Source organism: Erythrobacter sp. HA7-11 (assembly GCF_055693605.1).
Map to the genome: position 1 here is coordinate 661,851 of NZ_JBVFUF010000002.1, position 21,596 is coordinate 683,446.

The 21,596-nt window shown below is 57.5% G+C and carries 22 protein-coding genes, 1 tRNA gene and 2 pseudogenes; 14 read left to right on the top strand and 11 right to left on the bottom strand.

Annotated features, from left to right (window positions below; translation table 11 throughout):
- Positions 1–172 precede the first annotated feature (172 nt).
- The 4 genes and pseudogenes from ACZ1GU_RS03470 to bfr form a co-directional block, all read left to right on the top strand.
- Complete coding sequence (locus ACZ1GU_RS03470) at positions 173–1,222, top strand: SPOR domain-containing protein (protein WP_472646709.1); 1,050 nt, start codon at positions 173–175, stop codon at positions 1,220–1,222.
- A 104-nt stretch (positions 1,223–1,326) separates the two neighbouring features.
- Positions 1,327–2,625, top strand: coding sequence for a DUF418 domain-containing protein (locus ACZ1GU_RS03475; RefSeq protein WP_472646710.1), 1,299 nt, complete (start codon positions 1,327–1,329; stop codon positions 2,623–2,625).
- A gap of 111 nt (positions 2,626–2,736) precedes the next feature.
- On the top strand, positions 2,737–2,940 hold the full coding sequence (locus tag ACZ1GU_RS03480) for a (2Fe-2S)-binding protein (protein WP_472646711.1): 204 nt from the start codon (positions 2,737–2,739) through the stop codon (positions 2,938–2,940).
- Between the two features lie 160 nt (positions 2,941–3,100).
- Positions 3,101–3,565, top strand: a pseudogene (gene bfr / locus ACZ1GU_RS03485) (bacterioferritin); the annotation flags it as partial.
- A gap of 89 nt (positions 3,566–3,654) precedes the next feature.
- Here the strand turns inward: bfr and ACZ1GU_RS03490 are convergent.
- From ACZ1GU_RS03490 to ACZ1GU_RS03505, 4 genes are read right to left on the bottom strand one after another with little or no spacing between them, the layout of a single operon-like run.
- Positions 3,655–4,503 carry a hypothetical protein gene (locus ACZ1GU_RS03490; protein ID WP_472646712.1) on the bottom strand — a complete coding sequence of 283 codons (849 nt, stop codon included), beginning with the start codon at positions 4,501–4,503 and terminating at the stop codon, positions 3,655–3,657.
- Between the two features lie 20 nt (positions 4,504–4,523).
- A complete protein-coding gene (locus ACZ1GU_RS03495) occupies positions 4,524–4,988 on the bottom strand; it encodes a DUF2721 domain-containing protein (RefSeq protein ID WP_472646713.1) in 465 nt (154 codons plus the stop codon).
- Positions 4,988–6,433: a ribosome biogenesis GTPase Der gene (der, locus tag ACZ1GU_RS03500; protein ID WP_472646714.1), complete on the bottom strand. Its 1,446-nt coding sequence runs from the start codon at positions 6,431–6,433 to the stop codon at positions 4,988–4,990. Before der ends, ACZ1GU_RS03495 begins: the two co-directional genes overlap by 1 nt.
- A 52-nt stretch (positions 6,434–6,485) precedes the next feature.
- Positions 6,486–6,770 carry a DUF3297 family protein gene (locus ACZ1GU_RS03505; RefSeq protein ID WP_472646715.1) on the bottom strand — a complete coding sequence of 95 codons (285 nt, stop codon included), beginning with the start codon at positions 6,768–6,770 and terminating at the stop codon, positions 6,486–6,488.
- A gap of 133 nt (positions 6,771–6,903) precedes the next feature.
- Between ACZ1GU_RS03505 and ACZ1GU_RS03510 the strand changes: the two genes are divergently transcribed.
- The 5 genes from ACZ1GU_RS03510 (at position 6,904) to ACZ1GU_RS03530 (ending at position 11,939) form a co-directional block, all read left to right on the top strand.
- Positions 6,904–6,988, top strand: a tRNA-Leu gene (locus ACZ1GU_RS03510).
- A gap of 63 nt (positions 6,989–7,051) precedes the next feature.
- On the top strand, positions 7,052–8,668 hold the full coding sequence (tig, locus tag ACZ1GU_RS03515; protein WP_472646716.1) for a trigger factor: 1,617 nt from the start codon (positions 7,052–7,054) through the stop codon (positions 8,666–8,668).
- 268 nt (positions 8,669–8,936) lie between these two features.
- The gene (gene clpP / locus ACZ1GU_RS03520) at positions 8,937–9,641 is read left to right on the top strand and encodes an ATP-dependent Clp endopeptidase proteolytic subunit ClpP (protein ID WP_472646717.1); all 705 of its coding nucleotides are present in this window, start codon (positions 8,937–8,939) and stop codon (positions 9,639–9,641) included.
- 217 nt (positions 9,642–9,858) lie between these two features.
- Positions 9,859–11,127: an ATP-dependent Clp protease ATP-binding subunit ClpX gene (gene clpX / locus ACZ1GU_RS03525; protein WP_472646718.1), complete on the top strand. Its 1,269-nt coding sequence runs from the start codon at positions 9,859–9,861 to the stop codon at positions 11,125–11,127.
- A gap of 119 nt (positions 11,128–11,246) precedes the next feature.
- Entirely contained in the window at positions 11,247–11,939 is a 693-nt protein-coding gene (locus ACZ1GU_RS03530) for an aspartate/glutamate racemase family protein (protein WP_472646719.1), read from the top strand.
- A gap of 110 nt (positions 11,940–12,049) precedes the next feature.
- On the opposite strand, the gene ACZ1GU_RS03535 is transcribed toward ACZ1GU_RS03530, so the two are convergent.
- Positions 12,050–12,622: a fasciclin domain-containing protein gene (locus ACZ1GU_RS03535; RefSeq protein ID WP_472646720.1), complete on the bottom strand. Its 573-nt coding sequence runs from the start codon at positions 12,620–12,622 to the stop codon at positions 12,050–12,052.
- A 256-nt stretch (positions 12,623–12,878) separates the two neighbouring features.
- Here ACZ1GU_RS03535 and ACZ1GU_RS03540 point away from each other — a divergent pair, with 256 nt between their 5' ends.
- Complete coding sequence (locus ACZ1GU_RS03540) at positions 12,879–14,093, top strand: acyltransferase family protein (RefSeq protein ID WP_472646721.1); 1,215 nt, start codon at positions 12,879–12,881, stop codon at positions 14,091–14,093.
- A 3-nt stretch (positions 14,094–14,096) separates the two neighbouring features.
- Here the strand turns inward: ACZ1GU_RS03540 and ACZ1GU_RS03545 are convergent, their stop codons facing one another.
- From ACZ1GU_RS03545 to mtgA, 4 genes and pseudogenes are all read right to left on the bottom strand, one after another.
- Positions 14,097–14,867 carry an anti-sigma factor gene (locus tag ACZ1GU_RS03545; RefSeq protein WP_472646722.1) on the bottom strand — a complete coding sequence of 257 codons (771 nt, stop codon included), beginning with the start codon at positions 14,865–14,867 and terminating at the stop codon, positions 14,097–14,099.
- Positions 14,864–15,448, bottom strand: coding sequence for a sigma-70 family RNA polymerase sigma factor (locus tag ACZ1GU_RS03550; RefSeq protein WP_472646723.1), 585 nt, complete (start codon positions 15,446–15,448; stop codon positions 14,864–14,866). The genes ACZ1GU_RS03545 and ACZ1GU_RS03550 overlap by 4 nt, the downstream gene beginning before the upstream one ends.
- Positions 15,449–15,456: 8 nt before the next feature.
- Complete coding sequence (locus ACZ1GU_RS03555; RefSeq protein WP_472648702.1) at positions 15,457–16,425, bottom strand: cation diffusion facilitator family transporter; 969 nt, start codon at positions 16,423–16,425, stop codon at positions 15,457–15,459.
- 4 nt (positions 16,426–16,429) lie between these two features.
- Positions 16,430–17,102, bottom strand: a pseudogene (gene mtgA / locus ACZ1GU_RS03560) (monofunctional biosynthetic peptidoglycan transglycosylase).
- 71 nt (positions 17,103–17,173) lie between these two features.
- On the opposite strand from mtgA, the gene ACZ1GU_RS03565 reads away from it, so the two are divergent.
- Entirely contained in the window at positions 17,174–17,800 is a 627-nt protein-coding gene (locus tag ACZ1GU_RS03565; protein ID WP_472646724.1) for a hypothetical protein, read from the top strand.
- A 3-nt stretch (positions 17,801–17,803) separates the two neighbouring features.
- Here ACZ1GU_RS03565 and rpoH read toward each other — a convergent pair whose 3' ends face one another.
- On the bottom strand, positions 17,804–18,760 hold the full coding sequence (gene rpoH, locus ACZ1GU_RS03570; RefSeq protein ID WP_472646725.1) for an RNA polymerase sigma factor RpoH: 957 nt from the start codon (positions 18,758–18,760) through the stop codon (positions 17,804–17,806).
- A gap of 59 nt (positions 18,761–18,819) precedes the next feature.
- A complete protein-coding gene (locus ACZ1GU_RS03575; RefSeq protein ID WP_472646726.1) occupies positions 18,820–19,773 on the bottom strand; it encodes an RluA family pseudouridine synthase in 954 nt (317 codons plus the stop codon).
- 28 nt (positions 19,774–19,801) lie between these two features.
- On the opposite strand from ACZ1GU_RS03575, the gene ACZ1GU_RS03580 reads away from it, so the two are divergent.
- Genes ACZ1GU_RS03580 through ACZ1GU_RS03590 form a run of 3 tightly spaced genes read left to right on the top strand, consistent with a single transcriptional unit; the run spans position 19,802 to position 21,591 of the window.
- Positions 19,802–20,185: a M67 family metallopeptidase gene (locus ACZ1GU_RS03580; protein ID WP_472646727.1), complete on the top strand. Its 384-nt coding sequence runs from the start codon at positions 19,802–19,804 to the stop codon at positions 20,183–20,185.
- 10 nt (positions 20,186–20,195) lie between these two features.
- A complete protein-coding gene (locus ACZ1GU_RS03585) occupies positions 20,196–20,849 on the top strand; it encodes a histidine phosphotransferase family protein (RefSeq protein ID WP_472646728.1) in 654 nt (217 codons plus the stop codon).
- Positions 20,850–20,853: 4 nt separating this feature from the next.
- A complete protein-coding gene (locus ACZ1GU_RS03590) occupies positions 20,854–21,591 on the top strand; it encodes an N-acetylmuramoyl-L-alanine amidase (protein WP_472646729.1) in 738 nt (245 codons plus the stop codon).
- Positions 21,592–21,596 lie beyond the last annotated feature (5 nt).

The following is a 21,596-nucleotide window of genomic DNA, read 5'->3' on the forward strand; positions in this document are numbered from 1 at the left end:
CGCAGGATACCCCTAATTTACAGTTAACGAGGGGCTCGAAAGACGTGGGTATGCCTGTGCCAGCATCCCGATAGGCTTTGGCAACGAAATCCTAACTATCGATTCACTATAAACCCTGTGTGAATCGCGCGCTTGCCGTGCGGAAGACGTTTACGCATTGCATAAGAGATTGATGATGGTTCGACCAAACGCTTGCAAATCCGAACGAATTCTCGTCAAGGCATTCCTTAGTGCAGCTGGCGCTGCGCTGATGCTGGCCAGTGTTCCGGCCGCTGCTGAAGGTCTGTCGAATGATGTGAAGGCCGGTGTTGATGCTTGGAGCGCCGGCGATTTTACCGCTGCTGTTGAGCAATGGCGTGGTCCTGCCGGAGCGGGCGATGCCGATGCGCTGTTCAATCTCGCGCAGGCTTACAGATTGGGTCGCGGCGTTGCTGCGGATGTGTCGCGTGCGCGCGCTCTTTACGCCGAAGCAGCCCGCAAAGGCCATGTGAAGGCTGCTGATAATTATGGCCTGCTGTTGTTCCAACAGGGCGAGCAGGAGCAAGCCATGCCGCTGATTACCTCTGCGGCTGGACGCGGCGATCCGCGTGCACAATATGTTTTGGGTCTCGCTCACTTTAACGGTGATTACGCAACCAAGGACTGGGTCCGTGCCTATGCGTTGTTGACCTTGTCGCAGTCTGCTGGCCTGCCGCAAGCGAGCGATGCTGTCGCGCAGATGGATCAGTACATTCCGCTAAAGCAGCGCCAGCTGGCTCAGTCTGTTGCGCGCGACCTCGAAGCGGAAGCCGCCAAAGCGCGCGCTGCGCAATTGGCGAGCGCAGAATTGGGCCGGGTGACCGATGCTCCGAAGAGCGCGAGCAGCCCTGTTCCGGTTTCTATCCCTGCGCAGGCGTCGGTCGATAGTAACTTCAGCATCGAGAACGGCTCCTCTTCAAATCCCGCTCCGCGTCAGCCAGTGCGAGCGACACCGCCCGCAGCAGCGGCCGGTAATGGTCCTTGGCGTGTGCAACTTGGCGCGTTTGGTGTTGCGAGCAACGCCGATCGTCTGTGGAACAAACTGTCGCGTAACCCTGCCTTGGCTGGTTCGCGCAAGGTCCTGGTCCCTGCTGGCAAAGTTACACGCCTGCAAGCGGGCGGCTTTGCCTCACGCGGAGCTGCCCAAAAGGCGTGCAACACCTTGAAGGCACAAGGCCAGGGCTGTCTCGTTACGAAGAAGTAAAGCGTTGCGCTCTGCCAAGCGCCGAGATTTATCGATAGATTAGTAGTCTGGGCGCTTCCCCTTGTACTGATCCCTGTTACCATGCCCGTAATGGAGGGGAGCATATGAGTAACGCGCTGACGCCAGAGACGGCTGAACAGGTTGTTGGGGATGCCGGGGTCTCGAGCGGCCCGGCCAAGTTGGCCGACCGCATCGCCAGCCTCGATTTCATTCGCGGCCTTGCTGTTATGGGTATTCTATGCGCGAACATAGTCGCGTTCGGGCAGCCCTTTAATGCTTACATGTATCCCGACGCATTCCTTGTGCCCGCGGCTGATCCAGGCGGATGGCAATGGATTACGCAGTTCGTGTTGATCGATGGAAAAATGCGCGGACTTTTCACATTGCTTTTCGGCGCGGGTATGATTCTGTTCATGGAACGCGCGTGGGCTCGTGGCCAGTCGAGGTGGCTGCAAGCTCGGCGATTGGTATGGTTGCTCGCGTTTGGACTGATCCACTTCTATCTCATCTGGATTGGCGACATCCTGTCGTATTACGCAATGGTGGGATTGGTCGTATTGCTGTGCCTTAAATGGGCGGTGAAGACCCAGTTGGTCGTGGGATTGCTGGGCTATCTGGTCGGAGCGCTACTTTACGGTGCGATGATGGTCCCCTTGAGCTTTATCGCGGATACACCAATGGGTGACAGCGGAGCGTTTGCAGAGGCGCGCGCAGATCTCGAGCGCGGTAAGCAAGAGGCGCTCGCCGATGATGCCATTGAGACAGAACTCAAGCAATCGGGGGATTACACCGGCTTGATCGAGCATCGATTGACCGAGCATGGCACTGATCCCCTGACCAATATGCTGTTCTTCGCGCTCGAAACCTTCCCGCTCATGCTGATCGGGATCGCGCTATATCGAATGGGCTTTTTCAGCGGCGAGTGGGACAGCTCAAAAATGCGCCGTTGGGGCTGGATCGGCTTTCTAGGTGGTGGCGCGATTACGCTCGCAATCGGACTGTGGGTGAAATCAAACGGCTTCACCTATTACGGTACCTTGTCAGGCTTCATGGGATTGAGCGCTATCCCGCGCTTGTTCATGATCCTGGGCCTGGCCGCATTGCTGGTCGAGGCCGCGCCGAAGGCCACCGGATGGCTCGGCCAGCGCGTTTCAGCTGCCGGCAGAGCCGCCTTCACTAATTACCTTGGTACATCAATTCTGATGATGCTGGTATTCCACGGCTGGGCTCTGGGCCTATTCGGCGAACTCAACCGCCCGCAACTTTATCTGGTTGTGCTGATCACCTGGGTGATCATGCTGACTTGGTCGAAACCTTGGCTTGACCGCTTCCGCTTCGGACCGCTCGAATGGCTGTGGCGCTGCCTCACCTATTGGAAGCTGTTCCCGCTTCGACGTACCTGAGCGCAGGGCACACTCGAAGACCATCAAAAAATGAACACCCCTACTTGCAATTGAGAATAGTTCGCATAAATTGCTCTTGCAACTAATTCGCAGGAGTGATTCTCAAGCGCCATGTATGTGTGTATCTGCAATGCAATTCGTGAAAACGACCTGCGCCAGGCCGCGGTGAGCACTGGCGGCGATGCTGAATCAGTTTACGCGACTCTGGGAAAGCGGCCTAATTGCGGCCAATGCCTTGTGAAGGCTGGCAAAATTCTGGACCAGGAACGCGCCCTGTCAAATGCGACGGCTTCCTGCAAAGAACTCGCAATCTAAACTGAGATCGCGCTACTGCGAACCTCTCGCAAACTCCTGATTTACGTACATTTTTTCGCCCCCTTACCTTGAAAAAGGGTCCACTTGCGCGCATATACTATCGCAAGTCACCACCGTTCGTGCGTCACGTCGCGCCCCCCATTTTCAAGGAGCATCACCCATGAAGGGCGATCCAAAAGTTATCGAATTTCTCAACAAGGCGCTCACCAATGAGTTGACCGCGATCAACCAGTATTGGCTGCATTACCGCGTGCTCGACGATTGGGGAGTCACCAAGCTCGCCGAATATGAGCGTAAGGAGTCCATCGAAGAGATGGAGCATGCCGATAAGCTCGCCGAGCGCGTGCTGTTCCTCAACGGCCTGCCGAACTTTCAGGCAATTCACAATCTGCGCGTCGGTGAGACAGTCGAGGAAATCCTCAAAGCCGATATGGCGCTTGAAGAAGACGCGATCCCATTGCTGCGCGATGCGGTCGAATACAGCGAAAGCGTGCGCGACTATGTCAGCCGCGATCTGTTCGCGATGATCCTAGACAATGAGGAGGAGCACGTCGACTTCCTCGAAACGCAGTTCGACATGATCGAGCGGATGGGTCTGGAAAATTACGTCCAGCTTAATAGCCGCGCGGTACGGAGACGGCGGCGAGGGCTAGCCACTAGGATTCACAAGATCGTCACGGAGAAGGCGGAGCAGCGATGGTTGCTCCGCCTTTCTTATTCTGCCGTACCGTCCAAAACTTCCTGCGCTTGCGCCAATGAGACGCGAAGGCTCACGTCCCCCTGGTCGCTTAGTGTAGGAAGTGTCCGTCCGTCAGGAAGATAATATGCGTAGCCATATTGGCCGTCGGGCCGCGCCTCGTAAACGACACAAACCTCAAGATTGGCCATGCGATCCACCATCGCGAACAAGAAGGTGTTGGTCAGCAACTTATCCTCCGACCACCGTGTGTATGGTGTTTTGCTGTGGAGGGTTACACCAACATAGCCCGAATAGCAGAGCGCGTTGCCTGTGACTTCACGTTGCTGGAAAGTTTCAAACCAAACATCAGAGGAAAACTTGAGGAATACCCTTTCACCCGCTTCGTACGGGATTTCAGGTCGAAGTGCGTAGCTTTGGAAGTTCGAGAGGCCCGGTTTTGCGGTCCCCGAAAAATCAATGATGGAAGTAATGTCCGCGCTTTCCTCAAACAGGAGGTTGTCTGCGAGCCCGCCTTCAAGCGCCTCAAACTCTTCGATGATGTTGATCCCGGTGGCTTCCCAACCTTCAACCATTGGACCGGGTTTCAGCATTTCGGCGAAGATTGGCTCGACCGCGGTGTCGATGTCTTCGTCGGCACTGAACAGAGTGAAATACTGAATGAACTGATCGGCGGTCAGGCCTTCCGGCAGAATGTCTTGCGTCTTTCTAGAACCGAACAAACCCTCGGTTGTGCCTGGTTCGTCTGACGCCTGTTCTTCAACGTCATTCGCGCTGCTGGTGCCCTGTGCGAAAGCTGGAACTGCAAGGCTCGAAAGAAGTAAAGACAATGCGAGATCTGCCGTCATCCTGGTTGGCCTGCTCATTGTTACCAATCCTCTGAAAGCTATTGTTGAGGCCCGCGCGCAGCCAGCCTTGTCTCACGCAGGAAGACGAACAAAGCCGCGATCAGAAATGCTACGGTCAGCACCCATAACAGCGCGATGACCGTCCCGATTGGCGCGCTGATATAAGTCGATACGAAGAGCAACGCGATCACCACGCTGATAATCATCGCACCTGCCGATGCGAGCATGATCGCGCGCCGTGCCAATTGTCTGCGCACCCGCAGCCATTCGACCTCGCGCTTCTGTCGCGCGGTTTTGTCGGCTTCGTCCAGCGCATCGATCCGTTCGATCCGTCCGGCAAGCCACGTCAGCCGCGCCATGATTACATTCATTATGCTGCCGATACCCACCAACAAAAAGGCAGGTGCGAGGCTTGACTGGAGCGCGCGTTGCACCGCAGGCGTGCTCGACGTCCGTTCAAGCAAATCTGTCGCCATGTCAGCGGAGATAAGCAGATCGAGCATTATGTCTTGTCCGAGCCACCGCTGTAATTGCCCCCGCCGCCTTTGTTGGCGTTGTAGGGGTTCTTGGGACTTTTCAGCAGCACGCGCACCGGCACAGCGTCAAAGCCCAGCTTCGAACGGATTCCATTCACCAGATACCGCTCATAGCTTTTCGGCAAGGATTCGAGCCGCGTGCCGAACACAACAAAACGCGGTGGGCGTGTGCCGACTTGGGTAATATAGCGCAACTTGACCCGACGGCCTTTGGGAGCGGGCGGCGGGTTGGCGGCCAACGCATCGTCAAACCAGCGGTTGAGAGCGGCGGTCGGCACGCGCTTTGACCAGCTTTCACGAAGTTCAAATGCTGCGCTAAGCATCGTGTCGAGACCTTTGCCCGTCTTAGCACTCACCGCGAACAGCGGCAGCCCGCGCACCTGCGCCAAACCATCATCAAGCGCGGCGCGAATACCGTTGAACAGGCTACTCGGTTCGACCGCGATATCCCATTTGTTGATCGCAATCATGAGCGCGCGCCCTTCTTCAAGGCACATGCTCGCGATCTTCAAATCCTGATGCTCAAGCCCTTGCGTCGCATCGAGCAGAAGCACCACGACCTCGGCAAAGTCTACCGCGCGGCGAGCATCGGCGACCGAGAGCTTTTCGAGCTTTTCGACGACATTGCGCTTTTTGCGCATGCCGGCGGTGTCGATCAGTCGGATTTCGCGGGGCTCGTCCGTGTTGGGATCAGTCCATTTCCAATCGATCGCGATGGAATCGCGGGTGATGCCCGCTTCCGGGCCGGTGAGCAGGCGATCTTCGCCAAGTAGCCGGTTGATCAGAGTGGACTTGCCCGCATTGGGGCGTCCAACGATGGCAAGCTTGAGAGGGCCGAGCGGCTTCTCCTCATCCTCGCTCGCCTCGAACTGCTCGGCGGCTTTTACTGCATCCGCCTTGTCACCGATGATCGGGAACAAAGCGCTGAACAGGTCGGCGACACCTTCGCCGTGTTCGGCGGAAAGCGGAACAGGATCTCCCATGCCGAGCGCGTAGGCTTCGAGCACGCCAGCCTCACCTTGCTTGCCTTCCGCCTTGTTGGCGACAACCACAACGGGGACTTTCTCGCCTTCGATCTCACGTTGTTCGCGGAGGAAACGGGCGATCTCGTTATCGAGCGGGGTTAGGCCGGAGCGAGCATCGACCACAAACAGGATCGCGTCTGCTCCGGTGATGCTGACTTCAGTCTGTTTGCGCATGCGACCGGGCAGGGTGTCCGGGTCTTCATCTTCCCAGCCAGCGGTGTCCACAATGGTGAACTCTAAGCCTGCAAGCTCAGCGTCGCCCATGCGACGGTCGCGCGTCACACCGGGCTGGTCATCAACGAGCGCCAGCTTCTTGCCAACCAGACGGTTGAACAGAGTTGATTTGCCGACATTGGGCCGGTCGATAATGATAACCTGCGGTTTCATGCTGAATGCCAACTGGCCCGTGCGAGCCGTTATGGCAAGCAGCGGGTGCGGTTTAGTCCTTCTTCGCGACCGGTGGATTGTCGCCGAGATCTTCGAACCAAGCTTCAACAGGACCGGTCAGCTTGATTGTCAGCGGCTGTCCGCGGCGGTCAACGGTCTTGCCGGCCTGCACACGCACCCAGCCTTCAGAAATGCAGTATTCCTCAATGTCGGTGCGCACTCGATCCTTGAACCGGATGCCAACGCCGCGCTGCAGCACTTCAGAATCGAAGGCTTTGCTATTCGGGTTCACCGAGAGATGGTCAGGCGGCACATCGTTTTTGATTTCTTCAGTCATGCGGCGCCCTTTAATCGTGCCAGTGACAGGAAACAAGCGCGTTACGCTTGCCCTTTTGCGATTGGCGATATAGAGGCGCTGCGCAGATGCGCGCGGGGGGCTTTGAGTCTTCCGCGCGGCTTCGTCTGGGTACGCGGGCGTGGCGAAATTGGTAGACGCGCCAGATTTAGGTTCTGGTATCGCAAGATGTGGGGGTTCGAGTCCCTTCGCCCGCACCAATACCTCGCCCTGATCCCAGTCGGTTAGGAATTTTCGCTCAAAAAGGCTTCAGTTTAATCCCCATGCAAACCAAGCAAACCACAAACGAAGGCCTGAAGCGGGCCTACACGATCACTTTCACCGCAGCCGAGCTGTCGGACAAGATCGACGCCGAGATCAAAAAGATCGCGCCGCAGGTGAAAATGCCGGGTTTCCGCCCGGGTAAAGTGCCAGCCAACCTTGTGAAGAAGATGCATGGCGAGCAGCTGCACGCGCAAGTGCTCAACGACACAATTCGCGATTCCATTGATGAGCTCATGAAATCTGAAGAGCTGCGTCCGGCGATGCAACCTGCCGTCAAGCTCAATGAGGACTACGAAGAAGGCAAGGATGCAGAGATTTCGGTCGAGCTAGAAGTGCTCCCGGATATTGAGGCGCCAAGCACGGATGGCCTGACCCTCGAAAAGCTGATCGTTCCAGTCAAGGACGAGCAGATCAGCGAGGCGCTCGAAGGCTTGGCTGCTCAGAGCAAGAGCTACAAAGACGCCGCGAAAAGCAAAAAGGCAGTTGACGGCAACCAGTTGATTATCGATTTCGTTGGCAAATTGGACGGTGAAGAATTCGAAGGCGGCAAAGCGGAAGATGCGGCGCTGGTCCTCGGCTCGAACACGTTCATTCCAGGTTTTGAAGACCAACTGGTCGGCGTGAAGACCGGCGATGAAAAGACGATCACGGTCACCTTCCCGGAAGACTACCAAGCGGACCACCTTGCCGGCAAGGAAGCAACGTTTGATGTCACGGTGAAGCAGGTGAAGGTCGAGACTGACACCAAGATCGATGACGAGTTCGCCAAGAACCTTGGCCTAGATGATCTCGACAAGCTCAAAGAGATCATGAAGGGTCAGCTTGAACAGCAGACCGCTGGCCTGACACGCACACAGATGAAGCGCCAACTGCTCGACCAATTGGCGGGCGATCATGACTTTGCTGTGCCTCAGAATATGGTTGATGCCGAGTTCGATCAAATCTGGAAGCAGCTTCAGCAGGAAGCGCTTAACGAAGACAAGCCGGACGAAGCGATCAAAGAACTCGAAGCGGAAAAGGACGAGTATCGTTCAATCGCCGAACGTCGCGTGCGCCTTGGCCTGCTCTTGAGCGAAATCGGTCAAGCCAATGACGTGCAAGTGAGCGGTCAGGAAATGCAGATGCTGATCCAGCAGGCTGCTGCGCAATATCGCGAAGAAGACCGCGAGCGGTTCATGCAATACATCCAGCAGGACCCTATGGCTGCGGCCCAGTTGCGCGCTCCGCTCTATGAAGACAAGGTCGTCGACTTCCTGTTTGACAAGGCTGAAGTCACCGAGCGTGAAGTGACGCAGGAAGAACTGCAGGCAGCTATCGAAGCTGACGAAGCCGCGGAAGCCAAGCCAGCTTCCAAGCAGAAAGCTCCGGCCAAGAAGGCAGCGGTAAAGAAAGCGCCAGCGAAGAAGGCTGCGGCCAAGAAAGAATCAGCCAAGAAGCCAGCTACCAAAAAAGCCCCTGCCGAGAAGAAGCCTGCAGCGAAAAAGGCACCTGCGAAGAAGGAAGCCGCCAAAAACGCACCAGCCAAGAAGGCTGCTGCCAAGCCAACGAAGAAAGCCCCGGCCAAGAAGCCAGCAGCCAAGAAAGCTCCGGCTAAGAAAGCCGCCGCCAAGAAGTAGTCTGGAATCGGCCCATCTGGGCCGAGAACGCAGCCCTCTGAGTTGCGCTCCAGACCACCATGGCTCGAGACAGCCGCGCGTTATTGCGATGCGCGGCTGTTCTTTTTACGCGCCGGTTTGCGCCGTTCTGGCGTGTTCTCGCCGTGCATGCAGACCACAATTGCGCGAGATATCCCCGTTCAACGCGCGCGAAACGGTTAACCCCCTTGAACATTTTGGGTGCGCGTCCGACATAGCAGGGCCAATGCAAAGAAGGACCAAGCATCCCATGATCGATCTGTTCGACAAATCCGGCGAAACTCACGGCACTCAGGGACAATTTACCCACGACCCACTTACCGGCGCGCTTGTTCCAATGGTTGTCGAGCAGACTAGCCGCGGCGAACGCAGCTTCGACATTTTCTCGCGCCTGTTGCGCGAGCGGATCGTGTTCGTGACCGGCCAAGTGGAAGACGGAATGGCTTCGTTGATCACAGCGCAACTGCTGTTCCTTGAGAGCGAAAATCCTTCTAAGCCTATCTCTATGTATATCAACTCGCCTGGCGGCGTGGTGACCGCCGGCATGGCGATCCACGACACGATGCAGTACATCAAGCCGCGCGTTTCCACCGTTTGCATGGGGCAGGCGGCATCCATGGGAAGCTTCCTCCTTGCCGCTGGCGAGCCAGGCATGCGGGTCGCGCTTCCCAATGCGCGGATCATGATTCATCAGCCTTCTGGCGGCGCGCGCGGCATGGCGTCTGATATCGAGATTCAGGCCAAGGAAATCCTGCGCATCAAAAAGCGGATGAACGATCTTTATGTGAAATATACTGGCCAAGAGCTCGAAACGATCGAAAAGGCGATGGACCGCGATACCTTCCTCGAGGCTGACGAAGCCAAAGAGTTCGGTCTGGTCGATAAGGTTTTCGAAACCCGCCCCGAAGGCGAATCGAGCGATGATGAAAAGGGATCTGGCGGCGCACCTGAGTAAGCGCCTGGCCGGGCTGGCGATTCGCAAAGAATTGCCTGGTTCGGCTTCCCAGAGCGGGACATATGCAGCTTTGTTGCGCCATTTTTGCCGCCAAAACGGCGCAATCGCGCAAAAAAGCCCGCGTTAATGTTGATTCACAACCGACCCTATATATTGTCGGGTGATTGACCGAATGCCGTGTGGGATCCTCTGAATTTGCGGCCCAGGATGATAGGAAATGACCAAGTTGAGCGGATCAGACAGCAAAAGCACCCTGTATTGCAGCTTCTGCGGTAAGTCGCAGCACGAAGTGCGCAAACTCATTGCCGGGCCAACCGTATTCATCTGCGATGAGTGCGTTGAGCTGTGCAATGACATTATCCGCGAAGAGACGAAAGCTGGCATCGCTGGCAAGAAAGAGGGCGAGGTTCCAACCCCGTCAGAAATCTTCGCGACGCTCAACGATTATGTGATCGGTCAGGACAGCGCCAAGCGGAACCTCTCCGTTGCGGTGCACAACCACTACAAGCGTTTGAAGCACAGCGGTAAAACCGATGGTGTGGAGCTTGCCAAGTCGAACATCCTGCTCGTCGGTCCGACCGGCACGGGTAAGACTTTGCTCGCACAAACGCTCGCGCGCACGTTCGATGTGCCGTTCACGATGGCCGATGCAACGACGCTGACCGAAGCGGGTTATGTCGGTGAAGATGTCGAGAACATCATCCTGAAATTGCTTCAGGCTTCCGACTACAACGTAGAAAAAGCGCAGCACGGCATCGTCTATATCGACGAGATCGACAAGATCACGCGCAAGGCCGAAAACCCGTCGATCACCCGCGACGTATCGGGTGAGGGCGTGCAACAGGCACTGCTCAAGCTGATGGAAGGCACCACGGCCTCCGTACCGCCACAGGGCGGTCGCAAGCATCCGCAGCAGGAATTTTTGCAGGTCGACACCACAAACATCCTGTTCATTTGCGGCGGAGCATTTGCCGGTCTCGACAAGATTATTGCCGACCGTCTGCAAAAGCGCTCAATCGGCTTTGGCGCGCACGTCGCCGATCCGGACAAGCGCAAGGTCGGCGAACTCCTCGAAAAGAGCGAGCCGGAAGATTTGCTCAAATTCGGCCTGATCCCGGAATTTGTTGGTCGTCTGCCTGTGATCGCGACCTTGCACGACCTTGATGTCGACGCGCTGGTGACGATCCTGACAGAGCCGAAAAACGCCATTTCGAAGCAATATGGCAAGCTGTTCGACCTTGAAGACGTGGAGCTGACCTTCACTGACGATGCGCTCAAAGCGATCGCCGAACGCGCGATTCTGCGCAAAACTGGCGCACGTGGCTTGCGCTCAATCGTCGAAGGGATCCTGCTCGATACGATGTTCGACTTGCCCGATATGGAAGGCGTGAGCGAAATCGTGATCGACGCAGAAGTGGTCGAGGGTAAGAAAGACCCAGTCCAGGTGCTCGGCGGCAAGGACGACAAGAAAGAAGAAGCGGCTTAAGCCTTTGATGTGATCGCGAGCAAGCACTCGCCTAGCTCTTTCGCTTCAGCACCGACGGCTCTGCATCCAATAATTCGAGCGGCGATTGCCATGCTCGCTCGTCGCGATAATGACCACCCATGAAATGTATCGGCTTGATCGGCGGTATGAGCTGGGAGAGTTCGGCTCAGTACTATGCGATTATCAATCGCGCAGTGCGTGATCGACTGGGTGCTCCTCACTCGGCGAAATCAGTGATGGTCTCTCTCGATTTCGGTGAGGTTGAGCGGCTCCAGCAAAAGAACGATTGGTCCTCGCTACGCAAGTTGCTTGCTGAGAGCACCATGCAGTTGGAGGCGGGCGGCGCCGACTGCATTGTCCTTTGCACGAACACGATGCACAAACTGGCTTCGTCAATCGAAGAGGCTTCCCCACTGCCTCTAATACATATCGCTGATCCCACCGCCTCTGCGATCATGTCATCCGGGATCAAAAAGGCGGGACTTCTTGGAACGGCTTTCACCATGGAGCACGACTTCTACCGAGGACGACTGTCACAAAAGCACGGCCTCGAGGTTCTGATACCTATGGATGACGACCGCGCGGAAGTGCACCGCGTAATCTATGAAGAGCTGGTCGCCGGTAAAGTGCGTGACACTTCACGCGATGCGTACCGTGAGATCATCGTCAGTCTAGTTGATGCTGGTGCTGAGGGGATAATTCTCGGCTGCACTGAAATTATGCTGCTGGTCGGCGAAGAAGACAGCACAGTTCCTCTGTTCGATACTACCCGACTCCATGCGGAAGCGGCGGTGGACTTCGCGCTTGCGTAAAACAAAACCCCGCCCGACCAGGAGGGTGGTCGGACGGGGCCTTGGTTCGCGCTGCCTCACGTGGGAGGGAAGGGGAAGTGTGAGGCAACGCTAAGGCTAGAAACCTTGGATTAGGCCGGAAGGAACACTCCGTCGGTCACGTGGATCACGCCGTTCGAGGTCTTCACGTCAGCATTGGTGACTGCGGTCGAGCGACCAGCGGCGTCGGTGATCACCAACGTGCCGTCTGCAAGGCGTGCGGTGAGCTTGCCGCCCGAGACGGTCTCGATCGTGGCTTGACCGCCATGTTTGTTGATCAACTTGACGAGGTCGCCGCTCGTTATTTCGCCTGCCACTGCATGATAGGTGAGCACGTTCGTAAGCTGGCCCTTGTTTTCAGGCTTTAGCAGAGTGGAGACAGTGCCATCCGGCAGTTTTGCGAACGCGACATTGGTCGGGGCAAACACGGTGAATGGGCCCGGGCTCGAGAGCGTGTCGACGAGGTCAGCGGCCTTTACTGCGGCAACCAGGGTCTCATGGACGCCAGTGCTCTGCGCAGTCTCTACGATGTTTGCTGCTTGCTTCTTGGCGCTGTGGTGATGCGCGGTTGCTGGTACAGCGGCGACTACGGCAAGGCTGGTTGTCGCAGCGATTGCGGCTAAAGCAGCAGCATTGAACTTCGAGAAAACTGGGGTCTTGGGCATTGGGTATTCCTTTTCGCAAGAGCTCCCGTCCTTGCATGATGAGTTACGCAAGGCTGAGCATACCGGACGCAAAAATATTATCGCGAGGTGATTGGAGCGCTTTTTCCCGACCCAGACCCAGATGGCGTTAACACTTTCAAGCCGAGTGTTTGATTTTCGAACACGGCAACCCTTCGCGCTTCAACGTGGGCGGTTTCTGCTGCTTTATCTGCTCGGCTAAAGCCGACGGATCCACGGACACTTTCGCGAAGAAAGCATGACAAATTCAGCCAAGCCTCACTTCCATGACATCGACGGAGCGCGCTCTGTGCTGATGTTCCTGTCAGTCGCGCTGCATGCCGGAACGGTATATGCGCCCGCGCGCCCGTGGATCACCGGCAATACAGATCGGCACGATTTCTTCGATTGGCTGATCTTTGGATTTCACCTGTTTATCACGCCGACCTTCTTTTTCGTCGGCGGCTTCTTCGCGGTGATGTTGCTGTCGCGCAGGACATTTACCGATTTCCTCTGGAACCGGTTCCTGCGCACTGTCATCCCGCTGGTCACCATCGCGGTCACGTTCAACATGGTAGAACATTACCTGCGCTGGGTCGACAATAGCGGGCTAAGTGGTGTGAGCACATGGATCGCGAGCGAGGACTTCGTTCGGGTCTGGGCGAGCGGCGAATGGGCGTTGCACCTGTGGTTCCTCGTCAGCCTTGTACCGATGTTCATCCTCGCAGGTGTGATCCACAAGGTGTTGCCCGATCAATCCGCGGCGCGTCGCGGCGCGGTTTTTCTGTCCGACACCATTGCTGGCCTACTCGACAAGAGCTGGGCATTCGCGCTGTTTCTGTTAGTGCTGGCAGGGGCGAATACATTGAATTTCGCCATCGCGAGCCAGGTCCCGGGCGCTTATGATCTGATCTTTCCCGGCTTTCAGAGCTGGTACAAGCTGGTGAGCGAGTTTCCGTTTTTCGTACTTGGCGTCATGACGGCGCTGTCGCCGAGCTTGCTCAAGCGTCTCTTCCAGTGGCGCAGCTGGATGCCGGTTGCGGCAATCGTTGCGATTGGATTGCAACCGTACGCGCAACCTGATCAGGGCTTAGTTGAGGCGATGGCGATGCTGTTTGCCAATCAGCTGGCGATCTGGGTGCTGGTGCTGTTCATCCTGCAATTCTTCCATCGCTACTTCGCTGATCCCAGCCCGCGCACTGCATGGCTCGCTGATTGTGCGCTGTCGATGTATCTGTTCCACCACTGCCTGGTCTATATCTATGGCCGGATGCTCGTGCCGCTCGATTGGCCGATTGCGCTCGAATTCACGGTCCTGACTTTGGCAGCGGCGGGCACGGTGATCGCCATTCATGAGCTGCTGGTGCGCCGCCACGCGATTGTGCGGCTGCTCTTCAACGGAAAGACGGATATTGCGGCAGTGCGCAAGCAACCCGGACTTTGGCAGAGTTTCCGTCCTGCAAAGGCCAGATAAGCTTCAGACCTGTGTGAAAGCGCCTTGCGCGACTACCGGGCCGGCATCTTCGCCTTCTGGCTTGCCGCCGATCGGCTCGCGGGTAAGCACCACCTCAACCCCGTCACCCATTTTCCGAGCGATGTTATCGGGCAGCGTCACACTACGCACCTCGCCTGGCGCAACTACACCGAGCGATTGCAACTCGCTGCCATCTGCCGGGACAAGCCACAATTCGTGATCGTGCACTCCGTCAGCGGTGAGGCCGATGGCAGTCACCATCATGCGTTCGCTATCGGGCAGGTATGTGACGTCGAGCCGCAGGCCCGTCTCGCCGATTGGCACGGTCGCCATCAGCGGGTCAGCTGTCGCAACTGTTGCCGTAGGCAAAGGTCCGGGCTGTGTTCCCGGAGTGCCGCTTGGGAAGGCCAGGAAGGCGAGCGCCACGGCGGCTGCGGCGGAGGTAATCCCGGCCGTCCATTGCCAACGACGCACCTTTGCATTGAGGTCGATGATCTGAGCGCTCGAGGTCCCGCCTTTCACAGCAGTGCCTTCTTCAGCGATGGCAATGCGAGCGTGTATCTGGCGCCAGACATCCTCGCTCGGCTCCACGCCGGGCATCTCGTCGGTCCATGGCGCGAACCAATTATCCCACCAATCTTTGCGGGCCGCGAATTCTGGATCGGTCGCGAGCTTACCGCGCGCCGTGAGCAGCTCTTCACCCTCCAGCAGGCCGAGCGAGAACTCGGCTGCCATCATGGGGTTATCGTGCTTGATGTCTTTTTCCTCGCTCATTCGCTCGCCTCCAGGCAAGCGCGCAGGCGTTGTAGCCCGCGGCGGATCCAGCTTTTCATCGTGCCCAGCGGCACGTCAGCACTCTCGGCCAATTGCGCATAGGTTTTTCCATCGAAAAAGGCTGCGCGGATAAAGCGTTTGGCGCGGTCATCGAGCGTTTCGATACAAGTGTGAATTTGCGCGCTTTGCTCGGCATCGACCATCAGCGCATCAGCCAATGGAGCCTCATCGGGTAGCGGGCTGGCTTCTTCAACAGGAACTGCACCGCCGCGAACCTTGCCGGTGCGAAGCCGGTCAATCGCCCGATTGCGGGCGAACGTCGCCAACCACGAAATCGGGCTTGCCCGCGTGGGATCATAGCGATCGGCTTTCTGCCACAGATTAACATAGACGTCTTGCAAGGCGTCCTCGGCTTCCTTTCTATCGCCTAAGATACGCAGGCAAATCCCGAACAGTTTCACTCGGGTCGCGGTATAAATTTCTTCAAGAGCCGCGCGGTCACCCTCAGCGAGGCGAACCATCGCCGCCTTCAGTGCCTCGCGCGCCTCTGCGCTGGCCGGGGTTGGGGTGGAAGAAGACATGGTTGCCATCAACAGCCCGTGCCGCAATCGGCGCTGTCGCCGCGCTCAACCTGAATAGTCGCATGGTTGATGCCAAAGCGATCTTCGAGCGAGTGGGCGATTTGGTGCAGAAACTCGTCTGAACACGGCGCGCCCGGCATCACGAGATGCGCGGTCAGCGCGGTCTCGGTAGTCGACATTGGCCAGATATGCAGATCATGCACGGTTTCTACCCCTTCCAGACCCGCCAAATGACGGCGCACTTCGCCAACGTCAATCCTTGCAGGAACTGCAAGTAGGCCCATCTTCAAACTATCCTTGGCGAGACCCCAGGTTCCCCAAGCGATCATCGCGACGATTGCGAAGCTCACCAGCGGATCGATCCACCACAGGCCAGTCAGCACAATCGCGAGGCCTGCGATGACGACGCCGACCGAAACCAGCGCATCGGCGGCCATATGGAGATAAGCGCCTCTGATATTGAGGTCTTCTTGTCCGCGTAGAAATAGCATGGCCGTGCCGGTGTTGATCAGAACACCGATCCCGGCGACGATCATCATCACAATACCCTGCGGCTCTTGCGGTTCGAACAGGCGATGGAACGTCTCGAACAGGATCGCGCCGATAGCAATCGCAAGGAGCAGTGCGTTGGTCAGCGCTGCCAGGATGGTCGAGCTTTTAAAGCCGTAAGTGTAGCGTTCTGTCGGCGGGCGCTTCGCCGCATAGTTTGCCGCCCATGCCAGCAGCAGAGCGAGCACGTCGGACAGATTGTGCCCCGCATCCGCTACCAGCGCCATCGAGCCATAAAGGAGGCCGAAGGTCGCCTCGACCACGACGAACAGCGAGTTGAGCAGGATCGCGAAGATGAATGCGTTGCCAAAATCCTTGGGCGCATGGTGATGGCCGTGATGGTCATGCAATCCGTGGCAGTCGGTGTCGCCATCACCGCGACCCGGAGCATGCGAGTGGTTGTGCGTGTGGCTGTGTCCGTGCCCCATGCGGCTATTCATAGACGCACGATGCCAGCCCGTCACGCTTTACCACGCCAATCCGGGCGTTGATCGTGTTGCCATGACGCGCGAGCCAACCGCTCGGCCCAATCACCGCGCGTTTCTTGGGCAGGGGCAGGGCGAGCCGCCATGCGCGCTGCTTCCATAGTGCTCAAATTCGCAGCAGATTTGTCGAAATAGCGCTGCGCACCGGCCTCCGCGCCATAGGTGCCGATGCCTGTCTCAGCGACATTGAGATAGACTTCTATGATCCGCCTCTTGCCCCAGATCTTCTCGATCAGGAACGCGAAATAGGCCTCGATCCCTTTGCGGAAATACCCGCCGCCTTGCCACAGAAAGACATTCTTGGCGGTCTGCTGAGAGATCGTGGAACCGCCGCGAATCCGCTTGCCCGCGGCGTTGTTCTCGATCGCTTTCTCGATCGCCTCAGTGTCGAAGCCATTGTGCGAGCAGAACTTGCTGTCTTCGGCCGCGATCACCGCCGCGACGAGGTTCGGATCGATATTGTCGAGGCTCTCCCAATCCTTGGTCGCGCCGTTCGAGTCCATCGCCATCGTGGCGGTGTAGGGCACGGGCACAAATTTGAAGAGGATCACAAGACCAAGGCTGATCGCGATAAACCACAGGATGACCTTGGCCGTGATGCGAGCGAGCGTGCGGATCATTCCGGTGCGATTAGCCTTCGTTTTTGCAGTGTGCAATTGACCACGACGCGCTCGCTGCGCATGAGCGCTCCATGATCATCGTCATTGAAGGCATAAGCGCAGCTGGGAAATCGACCTATGCTAAGCAATTTGGCGAAGCGCACTGGGTGCCTGAGTTTCCCGAACGAGCGCCAGTGCTTGCAGTCGATGAGCCCGCTGAAGTTCATGCAGCTTATTGGGTGGAGCACAACGTGCGCCGCTTTCAAGCGGCGCTGGAAGTCGAGCGTGAGCACGGCTTTGCTATTTGCGATACTGAGCCGTTCAAGTTTCATTTTGACTGGTGCTTGGCGCGCGCGGGGTTCAAGACCTTCGAAGTGTTCAACGCCGCCATGCCGATTGCGCGCGAAGCTGTGGCCAAGAAGCGCTTAGGCTTCGCCAATCGTTACTTGGTCAAACCGATAGCACCTCATGTCGCTCGCGCTCAGAAAGAGGGCGACACGACCCGCACTCGCAGCCGGTTCGACATGCATCTGGCGCTGCAACCGCATTTGATGAACTGGTTTGGGGCGGTAGCGGACGTCTTACCCGACCGCGTCGCGTTTACCTTCCCAGAAAAGCGCGCTCTGTTGGCGGACATAAAAACCAAAACGCCGGAGGATGACCCCCGGCGCTTCGATGTTTCGGTGTTCGACGCGCTGTTGGCGCGTCTACCGGACTAGCGCTTACGCCACGCTAGGCAGTAGCCGCTCGCCCGCGATCCGCTGCATCGCCTTTTGCAGCTTCTCAAAGGCGCGCACTTCGATCTGACGGATGCGCTCACGCGATACGTCATAGACCTGTGACAGCTCTTCCAATGTCTGCGGCTTTTCCGTCAGGCGGCGTTCGGTGAGAATGTGTTGCTCACGTTCGTTCAGGCTACCCATGGCCTCTTGCAACATTTCGTGCCGCACATTGGCCTCTTCCGCATCGGCAACCATCTCATCCTGAAGCGGACGATCATCGGTCAGCCAATCCTGCCATTCGCCAGAACCGTCTTCGCCATTGCGCATCGGCGTGTTGAGCGAGCCATCGCCGCCCATCATCATCCGGCGGTTCATGTTGATGACTTCCTGTTCCGGCACGCCTAGATCGGTCGCGATCTTGGTCACGTCCTCTGGCGACAGGTCGGTGTCTTCGTATGCTTCGAGCTGCTTCTTCATCCGACGCAGGTTGAAGAAAAGCTTCTTCTGAGCCGCAGTGGTCCCCATTTTCACGAGCGACCAGCTGCGCAGAATAAACTCCTGCATCGAGGCCTTGATCCACCACATCGCGTAGGTCGCGAGGCGGAATCCCCGATCGGGCTCGAATTTCTTGACGCCCTGCATCAGGCCAACATTGCCCTCTGAAATGAGGTCGCTGACCGGCAGGCCATAGCCGCGATAACCCATAGCAATCTTGGCCACGAGCCGCAGGTGGCTTGAGACCAGCTGCGATGCGGCCTCTGGGTCCTCATGTTCCTGATAGCGTTTGGCGAGCATATATTCCTGCTCTGCCGTCAAAACCGGGTACTTTTTGATCTCCGACAGATAGCGGTTGAGGCTTTGCTCTCCGCTCAACGCCGGAACTGTGGTTTTGGTGTTACTCACTGTGTTTCCAACCTTTCTTACGTCGACCTCTGTGACCGGACCTCTGATGAGCATCCGATTTTTCGGGCCACTCGGTTACATATACGAGGCACAAGCGAAAAATGCTGCACCTTTCATCGATTAAAACGCATAAGTTCGTCGATTAGTTCCTGCATATCAGGGGGTAAATCCGCGCAAAAGCTGACTTTTTTATCCAAAATGGGGTGTAGGAAACCCAATTCTGCCGCGTGCAGGGCTTGCCGCGCGAATCCGAGCTTTGAAAGCAGGGGTTTCAAGGACTTTGGCGTTTTTCCGTAGATCGGATCTCCCAATAGCGGATGACCAATTGACGCACAGTGAACGCGAACCTGATGGGTCCGCCCGGTCTCGAGCCGGCATTCGAACACTGCGCTCGATTCGTGCCGCGAAAGTACCTTATAATGGGTTACCGCATGTTTGCCGCGCGAGGATTTCTTGTCGAGCACAGCCATTTTCTTGCGGTTGGCGTCAGAACGGCCAATTCTGCTCTCGATCGTGCCCTCTTTCTCTGGCGGAATTCCGCCGCAAATGGCGATGTACCGGCGGTGGACCGTGTGCTCGGCGAATTGCGCGGCGAGCCCTTCATGTGCGGCATCGGATTTGGCGATCACCAGTAGGCCGGACGTATCCTTGTCGATCCGGTGGACGATGCCAGGACGCGTGACGCCGCCAATGCCGCTTAATGTGCCGTGACAGTGGTGCAGCAGCGCGTTGACCAACGTACCATCGGGATTGCCCGCGGCTGGATGTACAACCATTCTAGCAGGTTTGTTGATGACGATCAGGTGTTCATCCTCGAAGACAACATCGAGCGGTATGTCTTGCGGCTTGGCCTCGGCTTCGACCGCTGCGGGCACGGAGATATAGAATGTAGCCCCTTCTGCGGCTTTCGCGCTCGCCGAGGTGGTAAGCGCGCCATCGACCGTCACGCGGCCCTCTGCGATCAAGGTCTGGATTCGAGCACGCGAAAGCTCGGTCGCTTCGGCCAGCGCCTTGTCCAATCGCGCTGGCGCAGTAATTTCCCCGGTGATGACTTGCGAACCAGACATGCTAGGGCCATGCGCGATGCCGATCAGCGTGACAAGAGATGTAATCAAAGCGCTGTCGCGTGCTGCCGAAGCTTCGCATCCTCAAGAAGCATGCGGCATTCTGACCGGCGAAGATGACCAGATCACCGGCTTTGTCGAGGCGCGCAATGTTCATGCCACGCCAGAAACCCATTTTGAGATCGATCCGCAGGCATTGATTGATGCGCATCGGTCTGCGCGCGATGGGGGGCCGCAAGTGATCGGCTATTTCCACTCGCATCCATGCGGGCCAGCGGCTCCTTCTTCCACCGACGAGGAAGTCGCCGCCAAAGACGGGGCAATTTGGGCGATTGCGGCGAAACGAGAGCTGGGCCTGTTCCGTGCGGGGGAAGGCAGGTTTGAATGGCTAGGCACGCACGAATTGGAGGGCTAAGACACATCTCATGACGTCACCAACTGATCTAGCGAGCCTGCTTTGCTCGCGCCTTTGCCACGATATGCTCTCACCAGTGGGCGCGCTTTCAAACGGATTGGAATTGCTCGCAGAAGAGCAAGATCCCGAAATGCGTGGCAAAGTGATAGAGCTGCTCGAACAAAGCGCCAAGATCAGCACGGATAAATTGAAGTTCTTTCGGCTGGCGTTCGGCGCAGCTGGCGGCTTTGGCGAAGCGGTTCCTGTGGAAGAGGCGCATGACGTGATCGAAGCACTCGCGTCGGATGCAAAGGACACCAAGCTCAACTGGGCGATCACTGAAAAAACCCTGCCCAAGCCGGCGATCAAAGTGATGCTCAACCTTGCTCAGATCGGTCTTGATGCGCTGATCCGCGGCGGCACGATGGATATCGGGGCAGAGCTACAAGACGGCAATGTCGAAATTGTGGTGCGTGCCAATGGTGACCGTATCGCTTTTGACGAGACGATCGGGCGTTTCCTGCAGAACGAGATTGGCGCTGGCGAGCTCAGCAGCCGTACCGCTGCCGCGTATATGATCGCGCAGCTAGCCGAGGAGTGCGGTGGCGGCCTGCAATATAAAGTGACCGATACGGCACTGGTTATGGGCGCTGTTATACCGCAACCCGAAGGGATGATCGGGTAGAGCGATGAGCGGCGGGGGAGGCAACGGTTCAGGCACTGGCGACGAGCTGGTCCACGCCGAACGCCTCTCGCCCAATTTCAACGAACGCAAAGTGCCGATCAACATGCTGGTCGTGCACTACACCGAGCTTGAGAGCGCGGAGGTGTCGATTAACCGCCTATGCGATCCCGATGCAGGGGTTAGCGCGCATTACCTGATCAGCGAAGAGGGCGAGGTCACGCGGTTGGTGCCCGAAGACAAGCGCGCCTGGCATGCGGGCCAGTCGTACTGGCGCGGCGAGAAAGACGTAAATTCAGCCAGTGTCGGGATTGAGCTGCAGCACCCGGGCCATGGCCTCGGTTATCGCGAGTTCGCTGACGCTCAGATCGAGGCTTTGGTCCCATTGATGGCGCGGATCGTAAAGCAATATGACATCCCGCGTGCCAATGTCGTGGGCCATTCAGACGTAGCCCCTGCGCGTAAGATCGATCCGGGCGAGCTGTTCCCCTGGGACCGGGTCGCGGATTACGGGCTTTGCCTTGCCAAGCCGGACAAGCTCGACCTTGGCGATCCGTTTGACACGGATGGGGCGTTTTACCTCGCGCTGGAGCGGTTCGGCTATGACATCACGGCGGGCATCAAAGCGGTCGAGGCGTTTCAACGCCGTTGGCGACCCGAGCTGATCGACGGCGTGATTGACCAGCAAATCGGTGCGATCCTGTTCCAATTGCTGCTTGACCGCGACCGCGGCATTTCGCGATAGCCAGC

Bases quoted from the DNA above. Each gene is read 5' to 3' on its own strand.
- ACZ1GU_RS03470 (WP_472646709.1), top strand. From the start codon at position 173: ATGATGGTTCGACCAAACGCTTGCAAATCCGAACGAATTCTCGTCAAG.
- ACZ1GU_RS03475 (WP_472646710.1), top strand. From the start codon at position 1,327: ATGAGTAACGCGCTGACGCCAGAGACGGCTGAACAGGTTGTTGGGGAT.
- ACZ1GU_RS03480 (WP_472646711.1), top strand. From the start codon at position 2,737: ATGTATGTGTGTATCTGCAATGCAATTCGTGAAAACGACCTGCGCCAG.
- ACZ1GU_RS03490 (WP_472646712.1), bottom strand. From the start codon at position 4,503: ATGAGCAGGCCAACCAGGATGACGGCAGATCTCGCATTGTCTTTACTT.
- ACZ1GU_RS03495 (WP_472646713.1), bottom strand. From the start codon at position 4,988: ATGCTCGATCTGCTTATCTCCGCTGACATGGCGACAGATTTGCTTGAA.
- der (WP_472646714.1), bottom strand. From the start codon at position 6,433: ATGAAACCGCAGGTTATCATTATCGACCGGCCCAATGTCGGCAAATCA.
- ACZ1GU_RS03505 (WP_472646715.1), bottom strand. From the start codon at position 6,770: ATGACTGAAGAAATCAAAAACGATGTGCCGCCTGACCATCTCTCGGTG.
- tig (WP_472646716.1), top strand. From the start codon at position 7,052: ATGCAAACCAAGCAAACCACAAACGAAGGCCTGAAGCGGGCCTACACG.
- clpP (WP_472646717.1), top strand. From the start codon at position 8,937: ATGATCGATCTGTTCGACAAATCCGGCGAAACTCACGGCACTCAGGGA.
- clpX (WP_472646718.1), top strand. From the start codon at position 9,859: ATGACCAAGTTGAGCGGATCAGACAGCAAAAGCACCCTGTATTGCAGC.
- ACZ1GU_RS03530 (WP_472646719.1), top strand. From the start codon at position 11,247: ATGAAATGTATCGGCTTGATCGGCGGTATGAGCTGGGAGAGTTCGGCT.
- ACZ1GU_RS03535 (WP_472646720.1), bottom strand. From the start codon at position 12,622: ATGCCCAAGACCCCAGTTTTCTCGAAGTTCAATGCTGCTGCTTTAGCC.
- ACZ1GU_RS03540 (WP_472646721.1), top strand. From the start codon at position 12,879: ATGACAAATTCAGCCAAGCCTCACTTCCATGACATCGACGGAGCGCGC.
- ACZ1GU_RS03545 (WP_472646722.1), bottom strand. From the start codon at position 14,867: ATGAGCGAGGAAAAAGACATCAAGCACGATAACCCCATGATGGCAGCC.
- ACZ1GU_RS03550 (WP_472646723.1), bottom strand. From the start codon at position 15,448: ATGTCTTCTTCCACCCCAACCCCGGCCAGCGCAGAGGCGCGCGAGGCA.
- ACZ1GU_RS03555 (WP_472648702.1), bottom strand. From the start codon at position 16,425: ATGGGGCACGGACACAGCCACACGCACAACCACTCGCATGCTCCGGGT.
- ACZ1GU_RS03565 (WP_472646724.1), top strand. From the start codon at position 17,174: ATGATCATCGTCATTGAAGGCATAAGCGCAGCTGGGAAATCGACCTAT.
- rpoH (WP_472646725.1), bottom strand. From the start codon at position 18,760: ATGCTCATCAGAGGTCCGGTCACAGAGGTCGACGTAAGAAAGGTTGGA.
- ACZ1GU_RS03575 (WP_472646726.1), bottom strand. From the start codon at position 19,773: ATGTCTGGTTCGCAAGTCATCACCGGGGAAATTACTGCGCCAGCGCGA.
- ACZ1GU_RS03585 (WP_472646728.1), top strand. From the start codon at position 20,196: ATGACGTCACCAACTGATCTAGCGAGCCTGCTTTGCTCGCGCCTTTGC.
- ACZ1GU_RS03590 (WP_472646729.1), top strand. From the start codon at position 20,854: ATGAGCGGCGGGGGAGGCAACGGTTCAGGCACTGGCGACGAGCTGGTC.